This is a genomic window from Streptomyces sp. NPDC050508 (assembly GCF_040655155.1).
Lineage (GTDB): Bacteria > Actinomycetota > Actinomycetes > Streptomycetales > Streptomycetaceae > Streptomyces.
On sequence record NZ_JBFAJJ010000007.1, the window covers coordinates 410,425 to 428,574 of the forward strand.

17 protein-coding genes are annotated in these 18,150 nt (G+C 71.2%); 4 read left to right on the top strand and 13 right to left on the bottom strand.

The genetic code is table 11. The annotated features are described in order from the left end of the window. From AB0I69_RS22710 to AB0I69_RS22720, 3 genes are all read right to left on the bottom strand, one after another. Positions 1-2,127, bottom strand: coding sequence for a radical SAM protein (locus tag AB0I69_RS22710; RefSeq protein ID WP_363097435.1), 2,127 nt, complete (start codon positions 2,125-2,127; stop codon positions 1-3). Continuing rightward, positions 2,124-3,467 carry a radical SAM protein gene (locus AB0I69_RS22715; protein ID WP_363097436.1) on the bottom strand — a complete coding sequence of 448 codons (1,344 nt, stop codon included), beginning with the start codon at positions 3,465-3,467 and terminating at the stop codon, positions 2,124-2,126. The genes AB0I69_RS22710 and AB0I69_RS22715 overlap by 4 nt, the downstream gene beginning before the upstream one ends. Positions 3,468-3,659: 192 nt before the next feature. After that, a complete protein-coding gene (locus tag AB0I69_RS22720) occupies positions 3,660-4,157 on the bottom strand; it encodes a nuclear transport factor 2 family protein (RefSeq protein WP_363097437.1) in 498 nt (165 codons plus the stop codon). A gap of 683 nt (positions 4,158-4,840) precedes the next feature. Between AB0I69_RS22720 and AB0I69_RS22725 the strand changes: the two genes are divergently transcribed. Then, positions 4,841-5,287 carry a hypothetical protein gene (locus AB0I69_RS22725; RefSeq protein WP_363097438.1) on the top strand — a complete coding sequence of 149 codons (447 nt, stop codon included), beginning with the start codon at positions 4,841-4,843 and terminating at the stop codon, positions 5,285-5,287. Between the two features lie 32 nt (positions 5,288-5,319). Continuing rightward, on the top strand, positions 5,320-5,796 hold the full coding sequence (locus AB0I69_RS22730) for a hypothetical protein (RefSeq protein WP_363097439.1): 477 nt from the start codon (positions 5,320-5,322) through the stop codon (positions 5,794-5,796). 1 nt (position 5,797) lies between these two features. Here the strand turns inward: AB0I69_RS22730 and AB0I69_RS22735 are convergent, their stop codons facing one another. Further along, the gene (locus AB0I69_RS22735; RefSeq protein WP_363097440.1) at positions 5,798-6,637 is read right to left on the bottom strand and encodes a DUF1932 domain-containing protein; all 840 of its coding nucleotides are present in this window, start codon (positions 6,635-6,637) and stop codon (positions 5,798-5,800) included. A 217-nt stretch (positions 6,638-6,854) separates the two neighbouring features. Between AB0I69_RS22735 and AB0I69_RS22740 the strand changes: the two genes are divergently transcribed. Continuing rightward, positions 6,855-7,379, top strand: coding sequence for a hypothetical protein (locus AB0I69_RS22740; protein WP_363097441.1), 525 nt, complete (start codon positions 6,855-6,857; stop codon positions 7,377-7,379). 294 nt (positions 7,380-7,673) lie between these two features. Here AB0I69_RS22740 and AB0I69_RS22745 read toward each other — a convergent pair whose 3' ends face one another. From AB0I69_RS22745 to AB0I69_RS22765, 5 genes are all read right to left on the bottom strand, one after another. Beyond that, a complete protein-coding gene (locus AB0I69_RS22745; RefSeq protein WP_363097521.1) occupies positions 7,674-9,038 on the bottom strand; it encodes a GAF domain-containing protein in 1,365 nt (454 codons plus the stop codon). A gap of 62 nt (positions 9,039-9,100) precedes the next feature. Further along, positions 9,101-10,141, bottom strand: a complete 1,041-nt coding sequence (locus AB0I69_RS22750; RefSeq protein WP_363097442.1) for a rod shape-determining protein — start codon at positions 10,139-10,141, stop codon at positions 9,101-9,103. A 207-nt stretch (positions 10,142-10,348) separates the two neighbouring features. Then, the gene (locus tag AB0I69_RS22755; protein WP_363097443.1) at positions 10,349-12,016 is read right to left on the bottom strand and encodes a carboxyl transferase domain-containing protein; all 1,668 of its coding nucleotides are present in this window, start codon (positions 12,014-12,016) and stop codon (positions 10,349-10,351) included. Then, entirely contained in the window at positions 12,009-13,454 is a 1,446-nt protein-coding gene (locus AB0I69_RS22760) for an acyl-CoA synthetase (protein ID WP_363097444.1), read from the bottom strand. Before AB0I69_RS22760 ends, AB0I69_RS22755 begins: the two co-directional genes overlap by 8 nt. A 59-nt stretch (positions 13,455-13,513) precedes the next feature. Next, on the bottom strand, positions 13,514-14,581 hold the full coding sequence (locus AB0I69_RS22765; RefSeq protein ID WP_363097445.1) for a MerR family transcriptional regulator: 1,068 nt from the start codon (positions 14,579-14,581) through the stop codon (positions 13,514-13,516). Positions 14,582-14,718: 137 nt separating this feature from the next. On the opposite strand from AB0I69_RS22765, the gene AB0I69_RS22770 reads away from it, so the two are divergent. Continuing rightward, the gene (locus AB0I69_RS22770) at positions 14,719-15,597 is read left to right on the top strand and encodes a hypothetical protein (protein WP_363097446.1); all 879 of its coding nucleotides are present in this window, start codon (positions 14,719-14,721) and stop codon (positions 15,595-15,597) included. Here AB0I69_RS22770 and AB0I69_RS22775 read toward each other — a convergent pair. From AB0I69_RS22775 to AB0I69_RS22790, 4 genes are read right to left on the bottom strand one after another with little or no spacing between them, the layout of a single operon-like run. Then, on the bottom strand, positions 15,587-16,108 hold the full coding sequence (locus AB0I69_RS22775; RefSeq protein WP_363097447.1) for a hypothetical protein: 522 nt from the start codon (positions 16,106-16,108) through the stop codon (positions 15,587-15,589). The genes AB0I69_RS22770 and AB0I69_RS22775 overlap by 11 nt on opposite strands. Then, positions 16,065-17,027: an FkbM family methyltransferase gene (locus AB0I69_RS22780; protein ID WP_363097448.1), complete on the bottom strand. Its 963-nt coding sequence runs from the start codon at positions 17,025-17,027 to the stop codon at positions 16,065-16,067. The genes AB0I69_RS22775 and AB0I69_RS22780 overlap by 44 nt, the downstream gene beginning before the upstream one ends. Further along, positions 17,024-17,233: a Trm112 family protein gene (locus AB0I69_RS22785; protein WP_363097449.1), complete on the bottom strand. Its 210-nt coding sequence runs from the start codon at positions 17,231-17,233 to the stop codon at positions 17,024-17,026. The genes AB0I69_RS22780 and AB0I69_RS22785 overlap by 4 nt, the downstream gene beginning before the upstream one ends. Beyond that, entirely contained in the window at positions 17,230-18,135 is a 906-nt protein-coding gene (locus AB0I69_RS22790; protein ID WP_363097450.1) for a hypothetical protein, read from the bottom strand. Before AB0I69_RS22790 ends, AB0I69_RS22785 begins: the two co-directional genes overlap by 4 nt. Positions 18,136-18,150: the final 15 nt, after the last annotated feature.

Sequence of the window (18,150 nt, forward strand, 5' to 3'; positions counted from 1 at the left end):
TCAGCGCGCCTCCGCCTTCTTGCGCGGGACCAGGACGGGAGCGTCCAGCGCCTGCGGGGCCGGGCGGGGCGGCGTCCCTGTGCCGTTCGCGGGAGCCGGGCCCTCCAACGCCTTGACGCCCGCCGGGCCCTCCAGCAGCAGACCCATGCCGGCCAGGGAGCGGAGCAGCCCGAGGCCGTGGTCGAGCGTCCGCTGCGGATCCCGCTCGGCGGCGGACGCGGGGAACGCCTCGGCGATGAGCTCCCGGGCCGTGCGCCGGCCGTCGGCGCGCTCCAGGAAGGTGCGGGCCGCCCGCCCCAGCTGGATGGTCTCGATCTTGTCCGCGGCACTCTTGCGCGTCACGACGTACGCGCCGCCGTCCGAGGCCGCCCGGACGGTCTCGCCGCGCAGCAACTCCTGGAGGTCGTACGGGAACTCCGCGCCGAGGAAGTCCCCGGGCCGCAGCGCGGACTCGGGGCCCACGGTGGACGCGGCAGGGCGGGGACCGGGGGCCGGGAGACTCGCGGCGTCCAGTCGCATCATCTCGTACCGCACCAGCGCGGCGACGGGACTGTCCTCGATGCCCAGCCGGGCGGTCTCCTCCTGGGCGAAGACCAGCAGGTCACGGGGCTCGCACTGGTGGCGGTAGCGGGTGCCGGGCGAGTGCTGGTCGTTGTAGCGCTCGATCCAGGCGACCCAGCGTTCGAACCAGGTGAGCGGCGAGTCGTAGTGGGCGAGCAGCTGGGGCCACAGCGAGGCCAGGACGACGACATGCCCGGAGAGCTCCTCGGCCGCGTCGATCAGGGCCTCGTTGATGTCCGGGCTGGCGAAGCGGTAGTCGGTGCAGAACAGGTCCTTGTGCTCCCTGCGGTACTGCTGGATCTGCGCCATCCGGGACTCCGTCACCGGGGCGTCGTAGTACTCGGCCGGCCGGTTGAGGGTCTTCTCGTACTGGCGGTACATGGGCGACTGGGCCAGCGGAACCAGCGTGAACAGCTGACTGCGGCCCTCGCCCTCCTGGAGGAACTCGAAGAACCGGGTGAGCGTGTCGTTGAGTGTCTCGCGGGTCTCGGTGGGATAGCCGACGATGAAGCCGGCCACGGGACGGACCCCTGCCGCCTTGGTGGCCTTGACGACCTTGAGGCACTGGTCGAGGTCGAGGTTCTTCTTGATCCACCGCTGCATCTTCGGCGAGCCGCTCTCGATGCCGTAGTAGATCTCCTCGCAGCCCGCGGCGCCCATCTTCTGGAGCAGTTCGGCGTCGATGACGTCGGTACGGGTGCTGCACCCCCAGGTGACGCCGACGTCGCGGGCGATCATCTCGTCGCAGAACCGATGCGTCCAGTTGCGGTCGCAGGTGAAGATGTCGTGGGAGAAGTTGACGCTCGTCCGGCCGAACGCGTCCCGTACGTACTCCATCTGCCGGACGATGTCGTCGATCGGCCGCATCCGGAACCGCCGCTCCCAGAACGGCGCGGTGGCACAGAACGAGCACTTGAAGGGGCAGCCGCGACCCACGTCCAGATACAGGTTGGCGTCGGTCGTCATGTCGAAGGCGTAGTAGGCGGGCCACGGCAGATCGGCCATGTCCTTCACCAGCGGCCGGTCGGAGTTGACCACCGACTCGCCCTTGCGGCGGTACGTCACTCCCTGCACGTCGGCCGGGTCGTGGCCCGCGTGCAGGGTGCTGAGCAGCTCGCTGAAGGTCAGTTCACCCTCGCCCCGCACGATGAAGTCGGCCCACGGGAACCGGTCGAGGAACTCGGCGCTGATCGGCGTCACGGCCGGTCCGCCGAGGCAGACCAGGGTGTCCGGGGAGCGCCGTTTGACGGCCTGGCCGATGAGCACGGTGTGCGAGAGGGAGTCCGCGTCGGTCATCAGACCGACCAGGGAGTCGCCCGCGGCCAGTACCGAGGCGGCGATGTCGTCGTAGAGCGCGTCGGTGTTCGGAATGGTGCCGTCCACGAGGAGCCGGTTGACCTCGACGACATTGATGTCGGCGGGGACGCCCGCGGTGTCGGCCGACGCCTTGAGGGAGAGCAGCCCGACCGGCACGAACGTCTGCATGGGCATCGGGTCGCCGGGCCCGGTGTGCAGTGACATGCCGCCGTGGTTGAGGTGCAGGCTGCTGATCAGACCGACCTTCATGATGTCGACCGCCCGGGCTCGGAAGCGGTGACGTCGGGCTGCGGTCGCCGCAGTTCGACCAGCGGTTCGGACATGATGCGCTCGCGGAACAGCTCCTCCCGGCGGATGATGCTCTGCCGCTGGAACTCGGTGGTGCCGCAGCCGTCGTAGCTGCCGTTGAGGATGCTGGACTGGCTCGGGCAGCGGCCGGTGCAGAAGTACTTGTCGTCGTTGATCGGGCAACCGGAGCAGGTGTCCTTGTAGTTGTCCCAGGTGATCTTGCGGATGAGCCAGTCTTCGTCGTTCCAGATCTCGGCGAACGGTGTCATCTGTACGTTTCCGCCGGCGAGCACCTTGTTGCCCGCGCAGGTGCTGCACGGGAACACGTCCCCCGACGAGCTGATGTAGCACACCCCGCGGCCGCTCATGCAACGGCGCGTGGCGAAGACCATGGTGTAGAGGAAGTCCAGGACCTTGCCCGCGCACAGGCCGAGGGTCTCGTCCTTCTGCCGGGCCCACTCCTCCTCCTCGATCCAGAAACGCGCCGTGTTCTCCACGTCGTGCACGGTGCTGGCGAGATCGCGGTGCAGGGCTCCGCGGCCCATCGGGATGAAGGGCACGCTGCGCAGGCTGATGTCGTTGTCCCGCGCCCAGTTCAGGATGATCGGCAGGTCGTCCACGTTCTGGTGGGTGGTGGTGGTCATGACGCTGGTGTTGAAGCCGCGGTCGCGCAGCTCGGCCAGCCGACGGGTGACGTAGTCGAACTCGCCCTCGTTGCGGTACTTCCCCTCTCCGTGCAGGCCGTCGATGCTCATGCTGACGATGACGTCGTCCCGCGGGAGCCGTTCGATGATGGCCTCGGTCAGGGTGGTGCCGTTCGTGGGGATCCCGACGACGAACCCGAGGTCGTAGGCGCGCTGCACGATATCGCTGAAATCGGGGTGAATGGTGGGCTCGCCGCCCGTGATGATGAGCGAGAAGACACCCATCTCGGCCCATTCGTCGAGCAGTTCCATGATCCGCTCGGTGGGCAGTTCGGTACTGCGGGCCTTTCCGCCTTCGACGAAGCAGTGCGGGCAGCGGAGATTGCAGGTCCGGGTTATCTCAAGCCACACCATCGCGGGTGCCCGGAAGCGGAATCCGGTGCTCACGGAGAGGCGGTCGATGAGGTGATTCGCGCAGCGCTCGGGGGGTTCTCCCGCGCGCAAAAGGGGCTCCACCCCCTCGTCGTACATGGCCATCGATCCGTCCGGGAAAGCGGCCAGCCAGCCGAATTCCTCCCGCCGGTAACGGATGAGCGGCCGGGCTTTCTCCGGGAGTCGTCGGGCGTATTCGGGCGTGCAGGTCACGATGTTCTGCAACAACGTACCCCTCCAGGATCCAGGACTTTCAGAAATCCATAACGTGTGCTCTGGCAACGCGGTGCCGGCCTGCGTGAACAAGACGAACGGAAACGTGTCAGGGCGGATCTGGGACGACGGCAGGGCGTGCGGGGTGCTGGGACCCGTACGGGACGGGCCCCAGCGGTGCCGGAACATCCGGCCTGGAGTGCCTTACTTCGGAGTGCCGACGGTGCTGGCCGTGGTGGCCGTGCGCTCCTCGATGATCGCGATCTCCTCAAGCGCCCGCTCCGCCGTGTCGGGCACGGCCGGCATCTCCTGGGGGGAGATGTGCAGGTGCGCGATGCGCAGCGCCCCGCTGGGGCCCCGGGTCACCACGAGGGTCTCGCGCAGGTACTGCTGCTCGTCGCCGAGGGCGACGCGGGAGTGCAGGCTGACCAGCGCGGCGTCCCCCATGATGCGGATCTCGGGGGACAGGAGCTGGCTGCGACGGGGGGTGCCCGGCGTCAGCGCGAACACCCGCTGGAACTCCTCGCGGCTGTCGATGCGGTTCGGGGACGACTGGACGAAGAACGTCGCGTCGGCCGCGAACAGCTTGAAATAGTCGGGGCTGCTGTTCTCGTAGGTGGTCTGGTACTCGCCGAGAAGCTGATCGACAGCTTCCCGGGTGATGGTGTCCGTGTCGACGGACGCCATGAAATCAACGGTCATTCGGAGAACTCCCTCTGACTCGTTCCGCCTTGACTGCACGCGAAAACACGAGCAGCCGAAGAGCCCGAATGGACAGTTCCGTTGGAGCATCAATGCCGAGATGGCGAGCAGCCGGGCTCGTACTTGCCCGATATGCCAACAATGGCCTACAGAAAGCCCAGAAACCTACCCCCGGCGGAACGCAACGGTCCGATTTGAGCTCTTGTGGTCCCTGATTGAAGGCCGATAGCCGTAGGCCTGTCAACGCCCCGGGTGTCCCGTTGTGGACCGGATCTTTCGATCAATTAGGACTCCGCGGCCCGCGACTGGCGGAATTCGGACCGGAAGTAGCGGCATTCAGACCGAATGCGCAGTCCGAATATCGCCGCCCCGCGCGACGGCGTCCGCCCGTCCCGCGACGCGGCTCCCCGTCTCGCCGCGCCGGAACCGTGCCGAGTGTCGTGCCCGACCAGCGCCGGGCGATACGCCTCCTCCGATGCCTCCGCTCGTCCCGGCACGCTTGTGGCCGACGACCCGGTACGGCAGCATCAGCCGCCGAGATCCGGCCACGGCCACATGTTTCGGAACCGTGCCGCAGCGGGCCCGTGAGATTCCAGCCGAACTAACCAATTTTTAACCTGGACGGCACACCGTCCACTTGATCGAATGCACGACCGAGCCGGCTTCGGCTTGCCCTGTGCGCGGTGCTCACTGCCGACGGTGGCCAACTCCCGGGCGGCCGGGCACTGTTCACGCACCGACCGCCCCCGGCTGCCGTGCCGCTGCTCATCCCGCAGACCGGGTTTCTGCCGCCCGACGACCCGTGGGTGATCGGCGTGGCGCAGGCCGTTCCGTGCGAACTCGTCGCGAACGGCGGGGTGTTGCGTCACCTGGCCGGGCGGAACGTCCCCCCGGACGGGTTCACCGGTGGCCAAGGGCCCGTCCTGGCTTGCTCGTTCCGGCTCGCGGACGCCCCGCACCCGCTTCACCGCACTGGGGAGTCCACCGCGGTCGTCGCCCGCTCGCACCTCGCCGAACTCGTGGTCCGGAGCACCACGCGACTGACGGCCAACCTCCTTACCGATCCCACCGATTGCGCCGCACCGGTCGAGCAACCTGCCCCGGAGCCATCGGCGGACCTCGCGGAGTGAACGCCCGCCGGGGCGTACCCGTACCCCCTGCCATGACGCACCGGACACAGCAGCCGTATCGAGGACACACCGCCCGTCTGCGCCGCGGCGCCGCAATCGCCCTGTTCCCGCTGGCCGTTGCGTGCGGCGGGGGAGAGGACGATGCCGCGGCGGACCGTAAGAAGGTGGCGGCGGTGACCGCCGCGCCCGAGGCCGGGGTCGTGGCGCCGGCGAAGGTCGAGGTGATCGCCGGGCTGACCGGCTGCACGGCCGAGATCCGGGTCGAGGCGCAGGAGTTGCGCGAGGGGCAGTGCCGTACGAAGCAGGGGGAGTACCGGATCACCACCTTCCCCGAGGAGCGGTTCAAGGTGACCTGGCTCGACACCGCCGCTGTCTACGGCGGCAAGTACCTCGTCGGCACCCGCTGGGTGGTCAGCGCGCCGCCGGAGCTGCTGGCGGGGTTCCGTTCCCGGCTCGGCGGGAGCGTGGAGGACCTGGGCGGTGTCGGGCCCTCGGCCTCGGCGCCCTGAGTCAGCCGTCCGCTTGGAGGTGGGCCAGTACCTCCTCCAGGGGCAGGTCGAAGCGGTCCTTGTCGGGCGTCCACCTGCGCAGTACCGTCGCCGCGCCCTCCGCCAGGGCCGGCGGCAGGCCCGCCGTGCGCAGGGTGTCCGCGATCTCCTCCAGCTCCGGCGCCCAGCGCCACGCGCGGGCGGCGACGCTGGGCAGCTGGTCCGTCTCCGCGAGGATGTTGGACGTCAACGAGCTTGCCTCCCGGGCCAGTTCGGCGGCCACGCCGTGGCTCGCGGCGAGGGCGTGCGACACGGCGGCCAGGGCGCGGGCGGACTTCTGGTAGGAGGCGTAGGCCATCTTCAGCGCCGACGCGGCACCGACCTCGGCGTCGAGGGGGCGGGCCAGGACCCGCGTGTCCTGGAACACCGCCGCCACCCGGGCGACCGTCTTCCCGTCGCCGCTCAGGTAGAGGCGCGGGGCGCTGTCCGGGCCGGGCGGGCCGCCGACGATCGAGCCGTCGAGCAGGAGGACGCCGCGTGCGGCGCAGGCGGCGGCGATGCGGTGGGTGCGGTCCGGGCTGATGGCGTTGGCCTCGACGTACACGCCTCGGAAGGGGTGCGTGAGGACCTCGTGCGCCACGTCCTCCGCCGCGTGCGGCGGGCAGACCGACAGGACGAAGTCGCTTACGGCCAGGGCGGATTCGAGGGACTCGGCGGCTTCCAGGCCGGCCTCCCGGGCGCGTTCGAGGCTGGCGGGGCCGCGGCCGGTGGGGACGTACAGCACCCGGGCTCCCGTACGGGTCGCCTGGCCGCCGACTTTCGCGCCCATGGCGCCGGGATGCAGAAGCGTCAACGTGGTCATGGGGTTCACGTTACGAGGGGCCGTCACCGGCCGGGCGCGCGATGCCGACAACCAAGCACGGGCCATGACTTCCCCTCCGGCAGGCCCGCGGTATTGAAACATTCAACAAAGGGATCTTCGCGACAGGCAAAGGCTCTACCCGCATAGATGATCCCGGTGCTGTCATGCTCACGACCGCCCGGAATTCCTGCCGGGCACCGCTCCGGGAGATCCCCCCATGCCCCGAATATCCCGCTCAGTGGTCACCACCCTCTCCTCCCTCGCCCTCGCCGCCGCCGGCCTCACGTTCGCAGCCGGCACCGCCCACGCGCAGAGCTGCAGCCAGGCCTACCTCCCCCTCCCCGACCCCACCTGTCAGCCCGGTGCCTTCAACGCGGACGTCACCCAGTCCACCATCGACACCACGATCTGCGTCTCCGGGTGGACCGCGACCGTCCGGCCGTCCAGCTCGTACACCACCGCGCTGAAGAAGACGCAGATCGTCGAGTACGGCTACACCGACACCAGCACCTCGGACTACGAGGAGGACCACTTCGTCCCCCTCGAACTCGGCGGCTCCCCCAAGAGTGCGCTGAACCTCTGGCCCGAGCCGGAGTACGGCACCAAGACCGCCGCCAACAAGGACACCGTCGAGAACAAGCTCAAGAAGGCCGTCTGCGCCGGCACCGTCACCCTCTCCGACGCCCAGGACGCGATCGTCACCGACTGGACGACCGCACTGGCCGACCTCGGTCTGAGCTGATCACCCTCACCCACCACAGGGGCCGGTCTCCTCCTTCGGGAGTAGCCGGCCCTTTCCGGCTCCCCCTCGGGACGCAGGCCAAGTGCCTCCGCGAGGGCGATGTTCTTGAGCATCGCGAGGACGAGTGTGGGGCATAGGAGAGGGGCATAGGAGATATGAGCCTCGGGAGGGCGCCATGAACCGACAGATCCGCGTTCGCGTCAGTCGCCGGCCCGCTACGCCCCGCGACGACACCATCGACCGCAGGACGCCTTCGGGGCGACTCCTGCCGTACTGAACCCGTAGGGCTCCCGGCTACAGGGGCGACTGCCAACTGACCGCCGTACCACCCACGTTGTCGTCGCTGTCGCCGTCCACCGTCAGACGTACGACGTCCCGGCCGTCCGACAGGGGCCTCGTCACGTCGACCGTGATCTCCAGGCGGGAGACGCCGGGGCGGCGGGACGCGGTGGTGAGGGCGCGGCGGAGCGCGGTGAGGAGTGGGGTCGCCACCTGGTCGGGGACGAGGGCGTCCACCGGGCCCTTGAAGTGGGTGGAGGGCTGGAAGCCCAGGAGTGCGGAGGCGGCGGCCGTTTCGCGAAGTACCTTGCCGCGCAGGGTGGTTGGGGCCTCGGCCGGTGGCTGTTGCAGGGCGAAGATCGCCGTGCGGACCTCCTGGATGGTCGACTGGAGTTCGTCGACGGCGCGGCCGAGGAGCTCATGGGCCTCGTCGCTCTCGTCGGTTCTGCGCTGCGTGGACTCCAGCATCATGCCGGTGGCGAACAGCCGTTGGACCACCAGGTCGTGCAGGTCGCGGGCGATGCGGTCGCGGTCCTCGTAGACCGCGAGGCGTTCGCGGCTGTGCTGGGCGTCGGCCAGCACCAGGGCGAGGGCGGCCTGGGAGGCGAACTGCGTTGCCAGCAGGCGTTCTACGGACGTGTAGGGGCGGTCGCCCGGGCGGCGCGGGAGGGCGAGGGTGCCGATGAGACGGCCGTCCGCCTGGAGGGGGAGCATCATGCTGGGGCCGAACCGGTGCCGTACATGCGTCGTCATGCGCGGGTCGGTCGCCGAGTCGTCGATGAACACCGGTTCGCCGCCCAGGAGTTGGACCAGGACGGGGCTGCCGGGCTCGATGGTCGTACCGACGATGTCGCCCGGGTCCTCGTAGGTGGAGGCGGTGACGATCTCCATGCCGCCCGCCGCCGTACGTTGCAGGATCACGCCCGCGGCGGCGTCGGCGAGCGCCCGGGCGCCCTCCGCGACCGTCACCAGCGCGTCGGCCGCCCGCTCGCCGGTGAGCAGGGCGGTGGTGATGGCCGCCGCGCCCTCGATCCAGCGTTCGCGCTGCCGGGCCGTCTCGTACAGGCGGGCGTTGCCGATCGCGATGCCGGCCTGGGCGGCGAGGACGTGCAGGAGCTGCTCGTCCTCGGCGGTGAAGGGGGCGTCGTGCCGCTTGCCGGCGAGGTGGAGGTGGCCGAACACCTCGTCGTGGACGTGGATCGGCACGCTGAGCACCCCCGGAGGCGGCGGCTCGGCTCCGCCGGTGCGGATCTCGGTGAGGCCGTCCTGCCCGGGGTCCGTCGTGCCGAGTGCCGCGTACCGTGCGCCGGTCAGCTCGGCGGCGCCGTCCACGATGTGCTGGAGGGTGGTGCGCAGTTCGAGCTCGGAACCGACGCTCAGGACGGCTTCGAGGAGGCGGGAGAGGTCGGGGGCGCCGTCACGCGGGTCGGCCGGGTCCGGGCTCAGGTGGTGGCCAGCGGGTCCAGGACCAGCGGCTCGATCTTGCCCTCCAGCATGTAGCCCAGGCCCTGTACGGCACACACGTCCGGCCGCTCGGCGATGTGCACCGGCATGCCGGTCGCCGCGCGGAGCATCTGGTCGAGGCCGGGGAGCAGGGCGCTGCCGCCGACCATCATGATGCCGCGGTCGGCGAGGTCGGCCACCAGGTCGGGCGGGCAGTTGCGCAGCACCCGGCCGATGCCGTCGAGCACGGCGGTCAGCGGGGTCTCGATCGCGTCCCGTACGGCCGCGGTGTTGACCCGCACGGAACGGGCCAGCCCGGTGGCCACGTCCCGCCCGTGGATCTCGGTGGTGGACGGGCCCTGCGGGGTGAGTCCGTTGCCGGAGAGGGCGAGCTGGAGCGGGCGTACGGACTGGCTCGGCAGCATCAACTCGTGCTCGTGGCGCAGGTGTTGCACGATCGCGTGGTCCACGGCCTCGCCGCCCACCGGGATGCGTTCGGCGGTGACGATCGAGCCGAGCGAGAGGACGGCGACCTGGGTCGCGGCGGCCCCGCACACCATGATCATGGTGGCCTCGGGCCGCTCGACGGGCAGTCCGCAGCCCACGGCGGCGGCGATCAGGGTGTCGACCAGTTCCACGCGGCGCGCGCCGAGCCCGACCAGCGTCTCGATCGCGGCCCGCTGGGCCAGCGGATCGGCGTCGTGCGGGGTGCAGGCCGCGGCCCGCAGTCGGGGTTTGCGGCGCAGGGCGCGGCGCACCTTGTCGCCGATCAGGTGCCGCAGCATGCGCTGCGCCATCTCGATGTCGACGACCGTGCCGCCGGACACGGGCCGGACGACCCGGATGTAGTCGGGCGTACGGCCCGTCATCTTCTCCGCGAACTCTCCTACGGCGATCAGCGCGCCGGTCCGGGTGTTCACGGCGGCGGCGGACGGCTGGTCGACGACGAGGCCGGCGCCCTTGACGTAGACACGGGTGCGGGCCGCTCCCAGGTCGACGGCGAAATGGCAGCGTCGCAACTGCTCCAGACTGACGGTCATGGCAGGTTCTCCCGAGAGCGGACCGGGGCTTCGCCTGGTGGCGGGCCTCTTTCGCATCGTGCGGGGGTGGGGGAGCGGGCGCGCCTTGTGGTGGGCCGGGCGGGGTGCGGCTGAATGGGGGTATTTGTCTGTTATGCCCGAGTTAAAGAACAAGTAAGGGGCAAGGGAGGGTGCTCTCGTGACGCCGCGTCGGCGGAGCCCGGAGGTTCAGGCCGGCCCCGTCCGGATCACCCCCAGCTCCGCCAAGTCCTGCGGCCGGATGCGGAGTTGATCGGCCGTTGCCTCCGTGTCCTCCGGCGCGCGCTTCAGGATCGCGGCGGCCGGCTCCGGGGCGATCACCGAGAAGTAGCTGTCCGGCGTGGCCCAGGTGTGGCCGGGTGCGGCCAGTGCCAGTGCGCCGCCGGAGCCGCCCTCACCGATCAGGAGAGTGGTCAGCGGAGTGCGGGCGGACGCCACCGCGCCGAACAGGTCCGCGATGGCGGCGCCCGCACCCTGCCGTTCCGCCTCGGCGTCGTTCGCCGCACCCGGGGTGTCCACCAGCGTCAGTACCGGGATACCGAGCCGGTCCGCGAGCCGGATCAGGCGGGCCGCGGTGCGGTAGCCGGCGGGGCGGGTCGCCGTCCCGGCCTGCGCGGCGTAGGCGACCGTCCGGCCCTCGTGCTCGCCGAATCCGCACAGCATGCCCACGTCGGTGCCGCCGCACCGGTCGCCGCTGATCGCGAGCCGGTGGGTGAAGTAGGTGTCCAAGTAGCGGTCGGCGCGCGGGCGTTGGGGCGAGCGGGCGCGCTGTACCGCCTCCCATCCGGTGGCCGGGAGGCCGACCGAGGCGTGCTGCATGGCCTCCTGCGGATCGGCCGGGCCGTGCTGAGTCGACCGGGCGTGGTGCGCGGTCGCCGGCGGGTCGGTCGCGCCGAGGGCGGGTGACACGCTCTCCCGCCCGGTCCCCGGGAGGCCTGCCTCGGGATGCCGGGCCGGTCGGGAGTCCCGCACCGTGTCTCGCGCGGTCACCGTTGGATCGGCCGCACCGAAGCCGGCTGCCGCGTCCTCTCCTGGGGACGCCGGGGGACTGTCCGTCGCAGGCCGGTCCGGTCCGGCGTGGTGTGCGGTCGGTGCCGGGTCGTCCGTGCCGGAGGTGGGCGCCGTGTCCTCCCGTCCGGCTGTCGGCAGAGCCGCCGGCACCGGCGCCTGCCCCGCCCACGGCGTGGTCAGCAGCCGCAGCCACCTCCCCAGCGTCTCCTTCAGCTCCTCCGGCCGTACGACCGCGTCGGCCGCGCCCGCCGCCACCTGGGCCTCGGCCGTGTACGCCGTCGGGTCCGCGTCGGGCGGTCGGACCCGGGAGCCCGCGAAGCCGACCTGGGCGCCGGGGAGCGCCAGGATCACATCGGCGCCCGCGCCCAGCGTGGCCCAGCCGCCGCCCGTGGTCGGGTCGCGCAGCACCGCGAGCTGCGGCAGCCCGGCCTCCCTCGTGAGTGCCGACTGGCGTGCCACGCGCTGGAGTTGGGTGAGGGCGACCATGCCCTCCTGCATCCGGCTGCCGCCGGTGGCGACCAACGGCACGACCGGCAGCCGGTGTTCACGGGCGTACGTGTACGCCGCCTCAAGACGGTCCCCGGTGCGTTCGCCGAGCGAGCCGCCCAGGAAGCCGAACTCGAAGGCGATCAGCACCGCTCGGGTGCCCGCCACCGTCGCCGTGCCGCAGACCACCGACTCCGACTCGCCGGTGCGGTCGGCGGCGCGGGCGCGCGAGGCGTCGTAGCCCTGCCAGGCGAGGGGGCCGTCGGGCTTGGACTCCCTTGCCGGGTACGGGAGTTCGGTGAAGGTGGTGTCGTCCGTGACGAGGGTCAGGGTCTGGCGCGCGGACAGGCGTTCAGTCATGAGTCAGGGCTCGCTTCAGGATCTTCCCCATGTCGTTGCGCGGGAGAGCGGAGAGGAGGTGGACGACGCGGGGGCGCTTGTGCGGGGCGAGGCGGCTCGCCACATGGTTCGCCAACTCGGCCAGTTCCGGCGGGGACTGGGGGTCCGTCGGCACGATCCAGGCCACGACCCGTTCGCCCAGGTCGGGGTCCGGTTCGCCGGTGACGGCGGCCTCGCGTACCCCGGGGTGTTCGAGGAGGGCGTTCTCGATCTCGCCCGCGCCGATCTTGTAACCCCCGCTCTTGATCAGGTCGGTGGCCTTGCGGCCGACGATCCTGATGTAACCGTCCGGGTCGCGTACGGCCATGTCGCCGGTGCGGAACCAGCCGTCGGCGGTGAAGGCGGAGGCCGTCGCGTCGGGCCGGTTGAGGTACTCGGTGAAGAGGTTCGGGCCACGCACCTGGATCTCGCCCACGCTCTCACCGTCGTAGGAGGGGAGGGGTGTGCCGTCCTCCTCCACGAGCCGCAACTCCACGCCGGGCAGCGGGACTCCGACGGTTCCGGCGCGCGGCTCGCCGTCCGCCCGCACGCTCGTGTTCATCAGGGTCTCCGTCATGCCGTAGCGCTCGATGACGCGGCGGCCGGTCGCCGACGTGATGCGTTCGTGGTCGTGGACCGGCAGGGCGGCCGAGCCGGAGACCAACAGGCGTGCGCGGCTCAGGGACTTGGCGAGTTCGGGGTCGTCGGGGAGGGTCTCGGCGATGCGGTGGTACATCGTCGGCACGCCGAACACCATGGTCGCGCCGTCGTTCAACTCACGTGCCACGCCCTCCGTGCTGAACCTGCCGAGGTGCCGCACCGAGCCGCCGCGCCGCAGCGGGCCCAGGATGCCCAGCACCAGGCCGTGCACATGGAACAGCGGCAGCCCGTGCACGAGTACGTCGTCGCCGGTCCACTGCCAGGCGTCGGCGAGCGCGTCCAGGGTCGCGGCGACGGCCCGGCGCGGGATGACGGCGCCCTTGGGCGGGCCGGTGGTACCGGAGGTGTAGACGACGAGGGCGGGGTCCTCGTCGCCCGGCGAGACGGCCGGACCCTCGCCCCCGACACTCCGCACCTCGACGTCGACGCGCTCCAACGTCCGTAGGGAGGGCGGGAGTTCGTCGCCAGGAGCCGCCAGTACCAGCGTCGGCGCGCTGTCCGCCAGGATGTGCCCCAGCTCCTTGTCGCCCGACTTCGGGTTGAGCGGCACCGCGGCCACCCCGGCCCGCAGTGCCGCCACCACGGCGACCGCGGTCTCCAGTGAGTTGGTGGCCCACACGGCGACCCGGTCGCTGCCCGTGCACCGGGCCGCGAGGGCGTCCGCCGCCGCGCCCAGCTCCGCGTACGTCAGGGACCGGTCACCGAATCGGAGAGCGGGCTGCTCGCCCGGGTTCGTCAGGGCCGGGAAGAGGGTGGACACGCGGCGCACTCCTTAGCCGTCGGGGCAACGGTCCCCAGGTGCAGGGGACACCCCCGTTCCTACACCACGTCCGCCACCACACAGCTGACGTTGTCAGGACCCCCGGCCTCGTTCGCCGCGTCGACCAGGGACCGTACCGCCTCCTCCGGGTCCGGGTTCGCGGTGAGGAGTTCACGGATCCGGTGCTCCGGGACGACCGCGGTCAGGCCGTCCGAGCACAGGAGATAACGGTCACCGCGGCGGGAGTCGTGAAGTTTCAGATCGGGGGTGCCGATCGTCAACGCCTTGAGCAGCATGGTGCGTTGAGGGTGGGAGCCGGCCTCCTCCGGCGTCAGCCGCCCCTCGTCGATCAGCGACTGGACGACCGAGTGGTCATGGGTGATCCGGAACAGCCCGCCGTCGCGCAGCAGATACGCGCGCGAGTCCCCGATGTGCACGAGAGCCAGCTTCGAGCCCGTCCACAGCAGCGCGGTCAGGGTCGTGCCGTTCTCGGCCGGATCGGCCACGTCACGGACCGCGTCGGTGGCGCCCCGTACCGCCTCCTCCAGGAGGTTGAGCACATTGCCCGCCGGCACCTCCTCGGTGTCCAGGAAACGCAGCGCCTCCACCGCCGCGCCGCTCACGGGCGCACCCTCCGGGCCGAACCCGTCGGCGACCGCGAGCAGCCGGGTGCCCGCGTACGCGGTGTCCTGGTTGGAAGGGCGGACCAGACCGCGGTCCGAATGGGCGGCGTAACGCAGTTCCAGCATGGTGGTGTCCTTTCCCGGTACGACCCCTGCGGCCCCTACGGCCGTGAGGTGGTCGACGAGGAACCCGGCGAGGTCCCGCCGCACCGCCGTCTCCGTCTCGACCCGGGCCCAGAAGGCACGGATCTCGCGGGCGGCGGCGGCCGGTTCGAGGGCGCACACCTCACGGATCCCGGCCAGCGGCATGCCCAGCCGCCGCAGCCACGCGACCAGCCGCGCCCGCTCCAGCTGTTCGACCGCGTAGTACCGGTATCCGCTGTCGGGGTCCACGCGCGCCGGCCGCAGCAGCTCCAGCTCGTCGTACAGCCGCAGCGCCTTCGGCGACAGCCTGCTCGCCCGCGCGAAGGTCCCGATCGTCAGCATGTTTCCCGTTCCGCTCATGCGCGCCTCGACCTCTTCCGGTTCCGTCACCGATGCTGGGGCTTCACCAAAGGGGAAGGTCAATCCGGTTGCCGTGGTTGCGGGGCAGCCGGTTAACCTGCGGATCTGTCCACAGTCCGCACCCGGATGGAGACCCCGTGCCCCGTATCGCGCTCGCCACCTACGATCCCGGACCCAAGCCCAGCAAGGACCGTGACCTTCCGGTGCTGGTGGAGGCGTTGCGGGCGGCCGGGGCCGAGGCCGTCGCCGTGCCGTGGGACGACGAGGGGACCGACTGGGGCGCCTACGACCTCGTGCTCATCCGGTCGACCTGGGACTACAGCTGGCGGGCGGCCGAGTTCGTGGCCTGGGCCGAACGGACCGGGAAGCTCACCCGGCTCGCCAACCCCGTGCAGGTCGTGCGGTGGAACACCGACAAGCGGTACCTCGGCGACCTCGCGGCGGCCGGAGTGCCCGTCGTCCCGACCAGCTATCTCGCCCCCGGCGACCCGGCCGACCTCCCCGCCGACCACGAGTACGTCGTCAAGCCGACCTCCGGCGCGGGCGCCCGCTTCGCCGCCCGCTACACGCCCGACGAGCACGAGACGGCCGTACGACAGCTGGAGCGCATGCATGCGGAGGGGCTCACCGCGATGGTGCAGCCGTACCTGACGAATGTGGACGTCAGCGGGGAACGGGCGCTGCAGTTCTTCGGCGGGCGGTTCCTGCACGCATCCCGGAAGGGGGCCGTGCTGGCGCGCGGGACGGCGTACGACGACGACAAGGTGTCCCACCCGAACCTGGAGCCGTGGACGGCGACCGAGGCCGAACTCTCCGTCGCCGAGCGGGCGTTGGCCGCCGTACCGGATGCGCCGGAGCTGCTGTACGCGCGCGTGGACCTCGTGGACGGGCCGGACGGGGAGCCATGTGTGATGGAGCTGGAGCTGGTCGAGCCGAATCTCTTTCTGGATCTGCATCCGGAGTCGTCGCTGGCCGCGGTGGTCGAGGCGATTCTGGGGGCGGCCGCTAGTCGTTGACCGCCGTCCGCTGGAGCAGGCCCCAGGTGAACTCGGCGGCGCACCGGTGTCGTATGCCCTGGGCGTCCGGGGCGGTGAAGGCGAGGCCCCAGCGGGTGGGGGCCGTGCCCTCCAGGGGGCGGGCCGGGGCGAAGGCGCGGGCTACCTCGTCGACCGTGCAGGACCAGGGGGTCAGGTCGTCGAGGGTGTGGAGGGGCGGGGGTGTGGCGCCCGGGGCGCGGACCAGCCATTCGTTCCACACGGCGCCGTTCGGGGCGGTGAGCACCTCGAAGCGGAGGCCGGGCCAGAGGGGGACCGGCCACTGCCAGGCCTCGCAGTCCAGGTCGCCGATCCTGCGCTTGGTGGTCGACTCGGGGGTGCCGAGGATCGAGCGGTAGCGGGAGGCGGCGGCCCGACCGCGCGGGGAGTGCAGCATGGCCTGCCAACGCTTGTTGGCCTCGCGCATGTCGGCGATCGAGACGCCCAGCTCATGACGGGCGTCCTCGACCAGGTCCGGGTTGTGGTCCGCCATGCGGCGCAGCAGGACCAGTTGGAAGTCGAGGGGGCTGAAGGGGCGGGCTGGGCGGGCTGGGCGGTTCGCTTCGGGCATGCGATCCATCGTCGCGCACGGCACTGACACCGGGGGTGCGGCCGTCGGGGAGGAAGAGGACCGAGTTGACGTAACGGGGCCCGCGGGCGAAGGGCAGGACCCGGCGCAGCAGGCCCTGGGAGACCACGTACGACGTGCGGGCCTGATGCTCCTCCAGGGGGAAGGTCGCCAGCCGGACCCAGTCCCTGTTCCTGCTCCTGCTCCTGTTCCTGTCCGGGAGGACCCAGCCCTCGTAGCCGAGCAGCGACAGGTAGGTCACCACCGGGGCGATCGGCTGGATGCGGGACTCCAGTTCGACGAAGAGCGCCGGGCGGTCGCGCGTCAGGAGGCCGGTCGCGCCGTGCAGGACCGCCAGCTCGTTGCCGTCGACGTCGATCTTGATGAAGCCGACGTCGCGGAGGTTCAGGCCGTCGAGGGTGACGCACTGGACGTGTACGGCGCGGGCGTGGATGTCCCGGCGGACCAGCGAGGACACACCCCGGTCGCCCTCGTCGTCCGGCGGCAGCCACAGGCGGGCGGTGCCGGGGCGGTCGGAGGCGGCGGCCGGGATCACCCGGGCGTGCGCGGGGGCGGCAGCGGCGAGCAGTCGCGCCAGGTGGGGGACCGGCTCTACGGTCACCACTTCGCGCGCGTGTCTCCAGAGGCGGTGGGTCCAGGGGCCGTACCAGCCGCCGACGTCGACCGCCGTGCCGCAGTCGGGCGGCAACAGGTCGGCCAGGCGCGCCAGTTCGGGTTCGAAGCGGGGGTAGACGGCGCGGGCGGTGGCGGCGACCAGACGGGTGGGGAGGAGGGGGGCGAGGCGGGCGGTGAGGGTGCGGGGGGTGGAGGTCTTGGGGATCATGGGGCCATCCGCTTGAGGAGTTCCTCGTGTTCGCCGTCGTCGGTCACTTGCTCTCCGGACGCGGGCAGCAGCTGCGGGATGCCGTCGACGATGGGGTAACGGCGGCGCAGGCGCGGGTTGTACAGGGCGTCCGTGGGGAGCAGGTGCAGCGGGCCCTTGTCGAGCGGGCAGGCCAGGATCTTCAGCAGGGGGTCGTCCGGGTTCATGGGGGAGTCAACTCCTTGGCCTCGGCCGGTGGTTGGGGCGCGTTGTCGTGCTTCGGCATGGTCAGCAGGACGGTGACCGCCAGGGCTGTGCCCCCGATGCGCAGGGCCAGTCGCAGCGGGTCGTGCGGCAGGGCCTCGCCGAACGCGAGCGTGCCGAGTACCGCCGTGAACAGGCTCGTCACCGTCGTACAGACCGGCACGATCAGCGAGGCCCGGCAACGCTGCAGCGCCGCCTGGGACATGACCAGGCCGAACGCGCCCGTGAAGAGCAGGAGATACGGGTACGGGGACCTGAGCAGGGCAACTACCGCTCCGCCCAGGTCACTTGTCGTCAGATAGCTCGACACCCCCTTGATGGCGAGCGAGCTGACCCCGTACAACAGGCCCACCGCCACGCCGTATTCGACGCCCGTGGTGGGCAGCCGGTGCCGGTGCGTGGCGCCGCGCTCGGTGGACCGGTACAGCCAGACGCCGGCGGCCAGCGAGGGCACGCAGACCAGCAGGATCAGCGGGTACGGCGCGTTCCGGCTGACGTGGTCCGAGCCCTGCTTCAGCGACAGCACCACCATGAGGAGTGCGGCGAGGATCGCCGCCAGCGCGTACCGTTCGCGGCCGGAGGTCTCCTCGCCGAGCATGCGGGCGGACAGCAGTACGAGCAGGACCAGGCCGGACACGAAGATGCCCTGCGCGGCGGCGATCGGCAGCGTCCGGTACACGGCGAGCTGCGCACCGAACCCGGAGGCCAGCGCCAGGGACCCCCCGATCCACAAGGGGCTGCCCAGCACCAGCCGCAGCAGCCTTGCCGGTTGACGGACCGTCACCTCGGGCAGCGTCGCGAGCGCACGTTTCTCCAGGACGAAGCCGGTGCTGTACAGGACGTTCGCCAACAGGGCCGCAGCCACCCCCCACCACACGGC

Bases quoted from the DNA above. Each gene is read 5' to 3' on its own strand.
- AB0I69_RS22710 (WP_363097435.1), bottom strand. From the start codon at position 2,127: ATGAAGGTCGGTCTGATCAGCAGCCTGCACCTCAACCACGGCGGCATG.
- AB0I69_RS22720 (WP_363097437.1), bottom strand. From the start codon at position 4,157: ATGACCGTTGATTTCATGGCGTCCGTCGACACGGACACCATCACCCGG.
- AB0I69_RS22730 (WP_363097439.1), top strand. From the start codon at position 5,320: ATGACGCACCGGACACAGCAGCCGTATCGAGGACACACCGCCCGTCTG.
- AB0I69_RS22735 (WP_363097440.1), bottom strand. From the start codon at position 6,637: ATGACCACGTTGACGCTTCTGCATCCCGGCGCCATGGGCGCGAAAGTC.
- AB0I69_RS22740 (WP_363097441.1), top strand. From the start codon at position 6,855: ATGCCCCGAATATCCCGCTCAGTGGTCACCACCCTCTCCTCCCTCGCC.
- AB0I69_RS22750 (WP_363097442.1), bottom strand. From the start codon at position 10,141: ATGACCGTCAGTCTGGAGCAGTTGCGACGCTGCCATTTCGCCGTCGAC.
- AB0I69_RS22755 (WP_363097443.1), bottom strand. From the start codon at position 12,016: ATGACTGAACGCCTGTCCGCGCGCCAGACCCTGACCCTCGTCACGGAC.
- AB0I69_RS22765 (WP_363097445.1), bottom strand. From the start codon at position 14,581: ATGAGCGGAACGGGAAACATGCTGACGATCGGGACCTTCGCGCGGGCG.
- AB0I69_RS22775 (WP_363097447.1), bottom strand. From the start codon at position 16,108: ATGGCGGACCACAACCCGGACCTGGTCGAGGACGCCCGTCATGAGCTG.
- AB0I69_RS22780 (WP_363097448.1), bottom strand. From the start codon at position 17,027: ATGATCCCCAAGACCTCCACCCCCCGCACCCTCACCGCCCGCCTCGCC.
- AB0I69_RS22785 (WP_363097449.1), bottom strand. From the start codon at position 17,233: ATGAACCCGGACGACCCCCTGCTGAAGATCCTGGCCTGCCCGCTCGAC.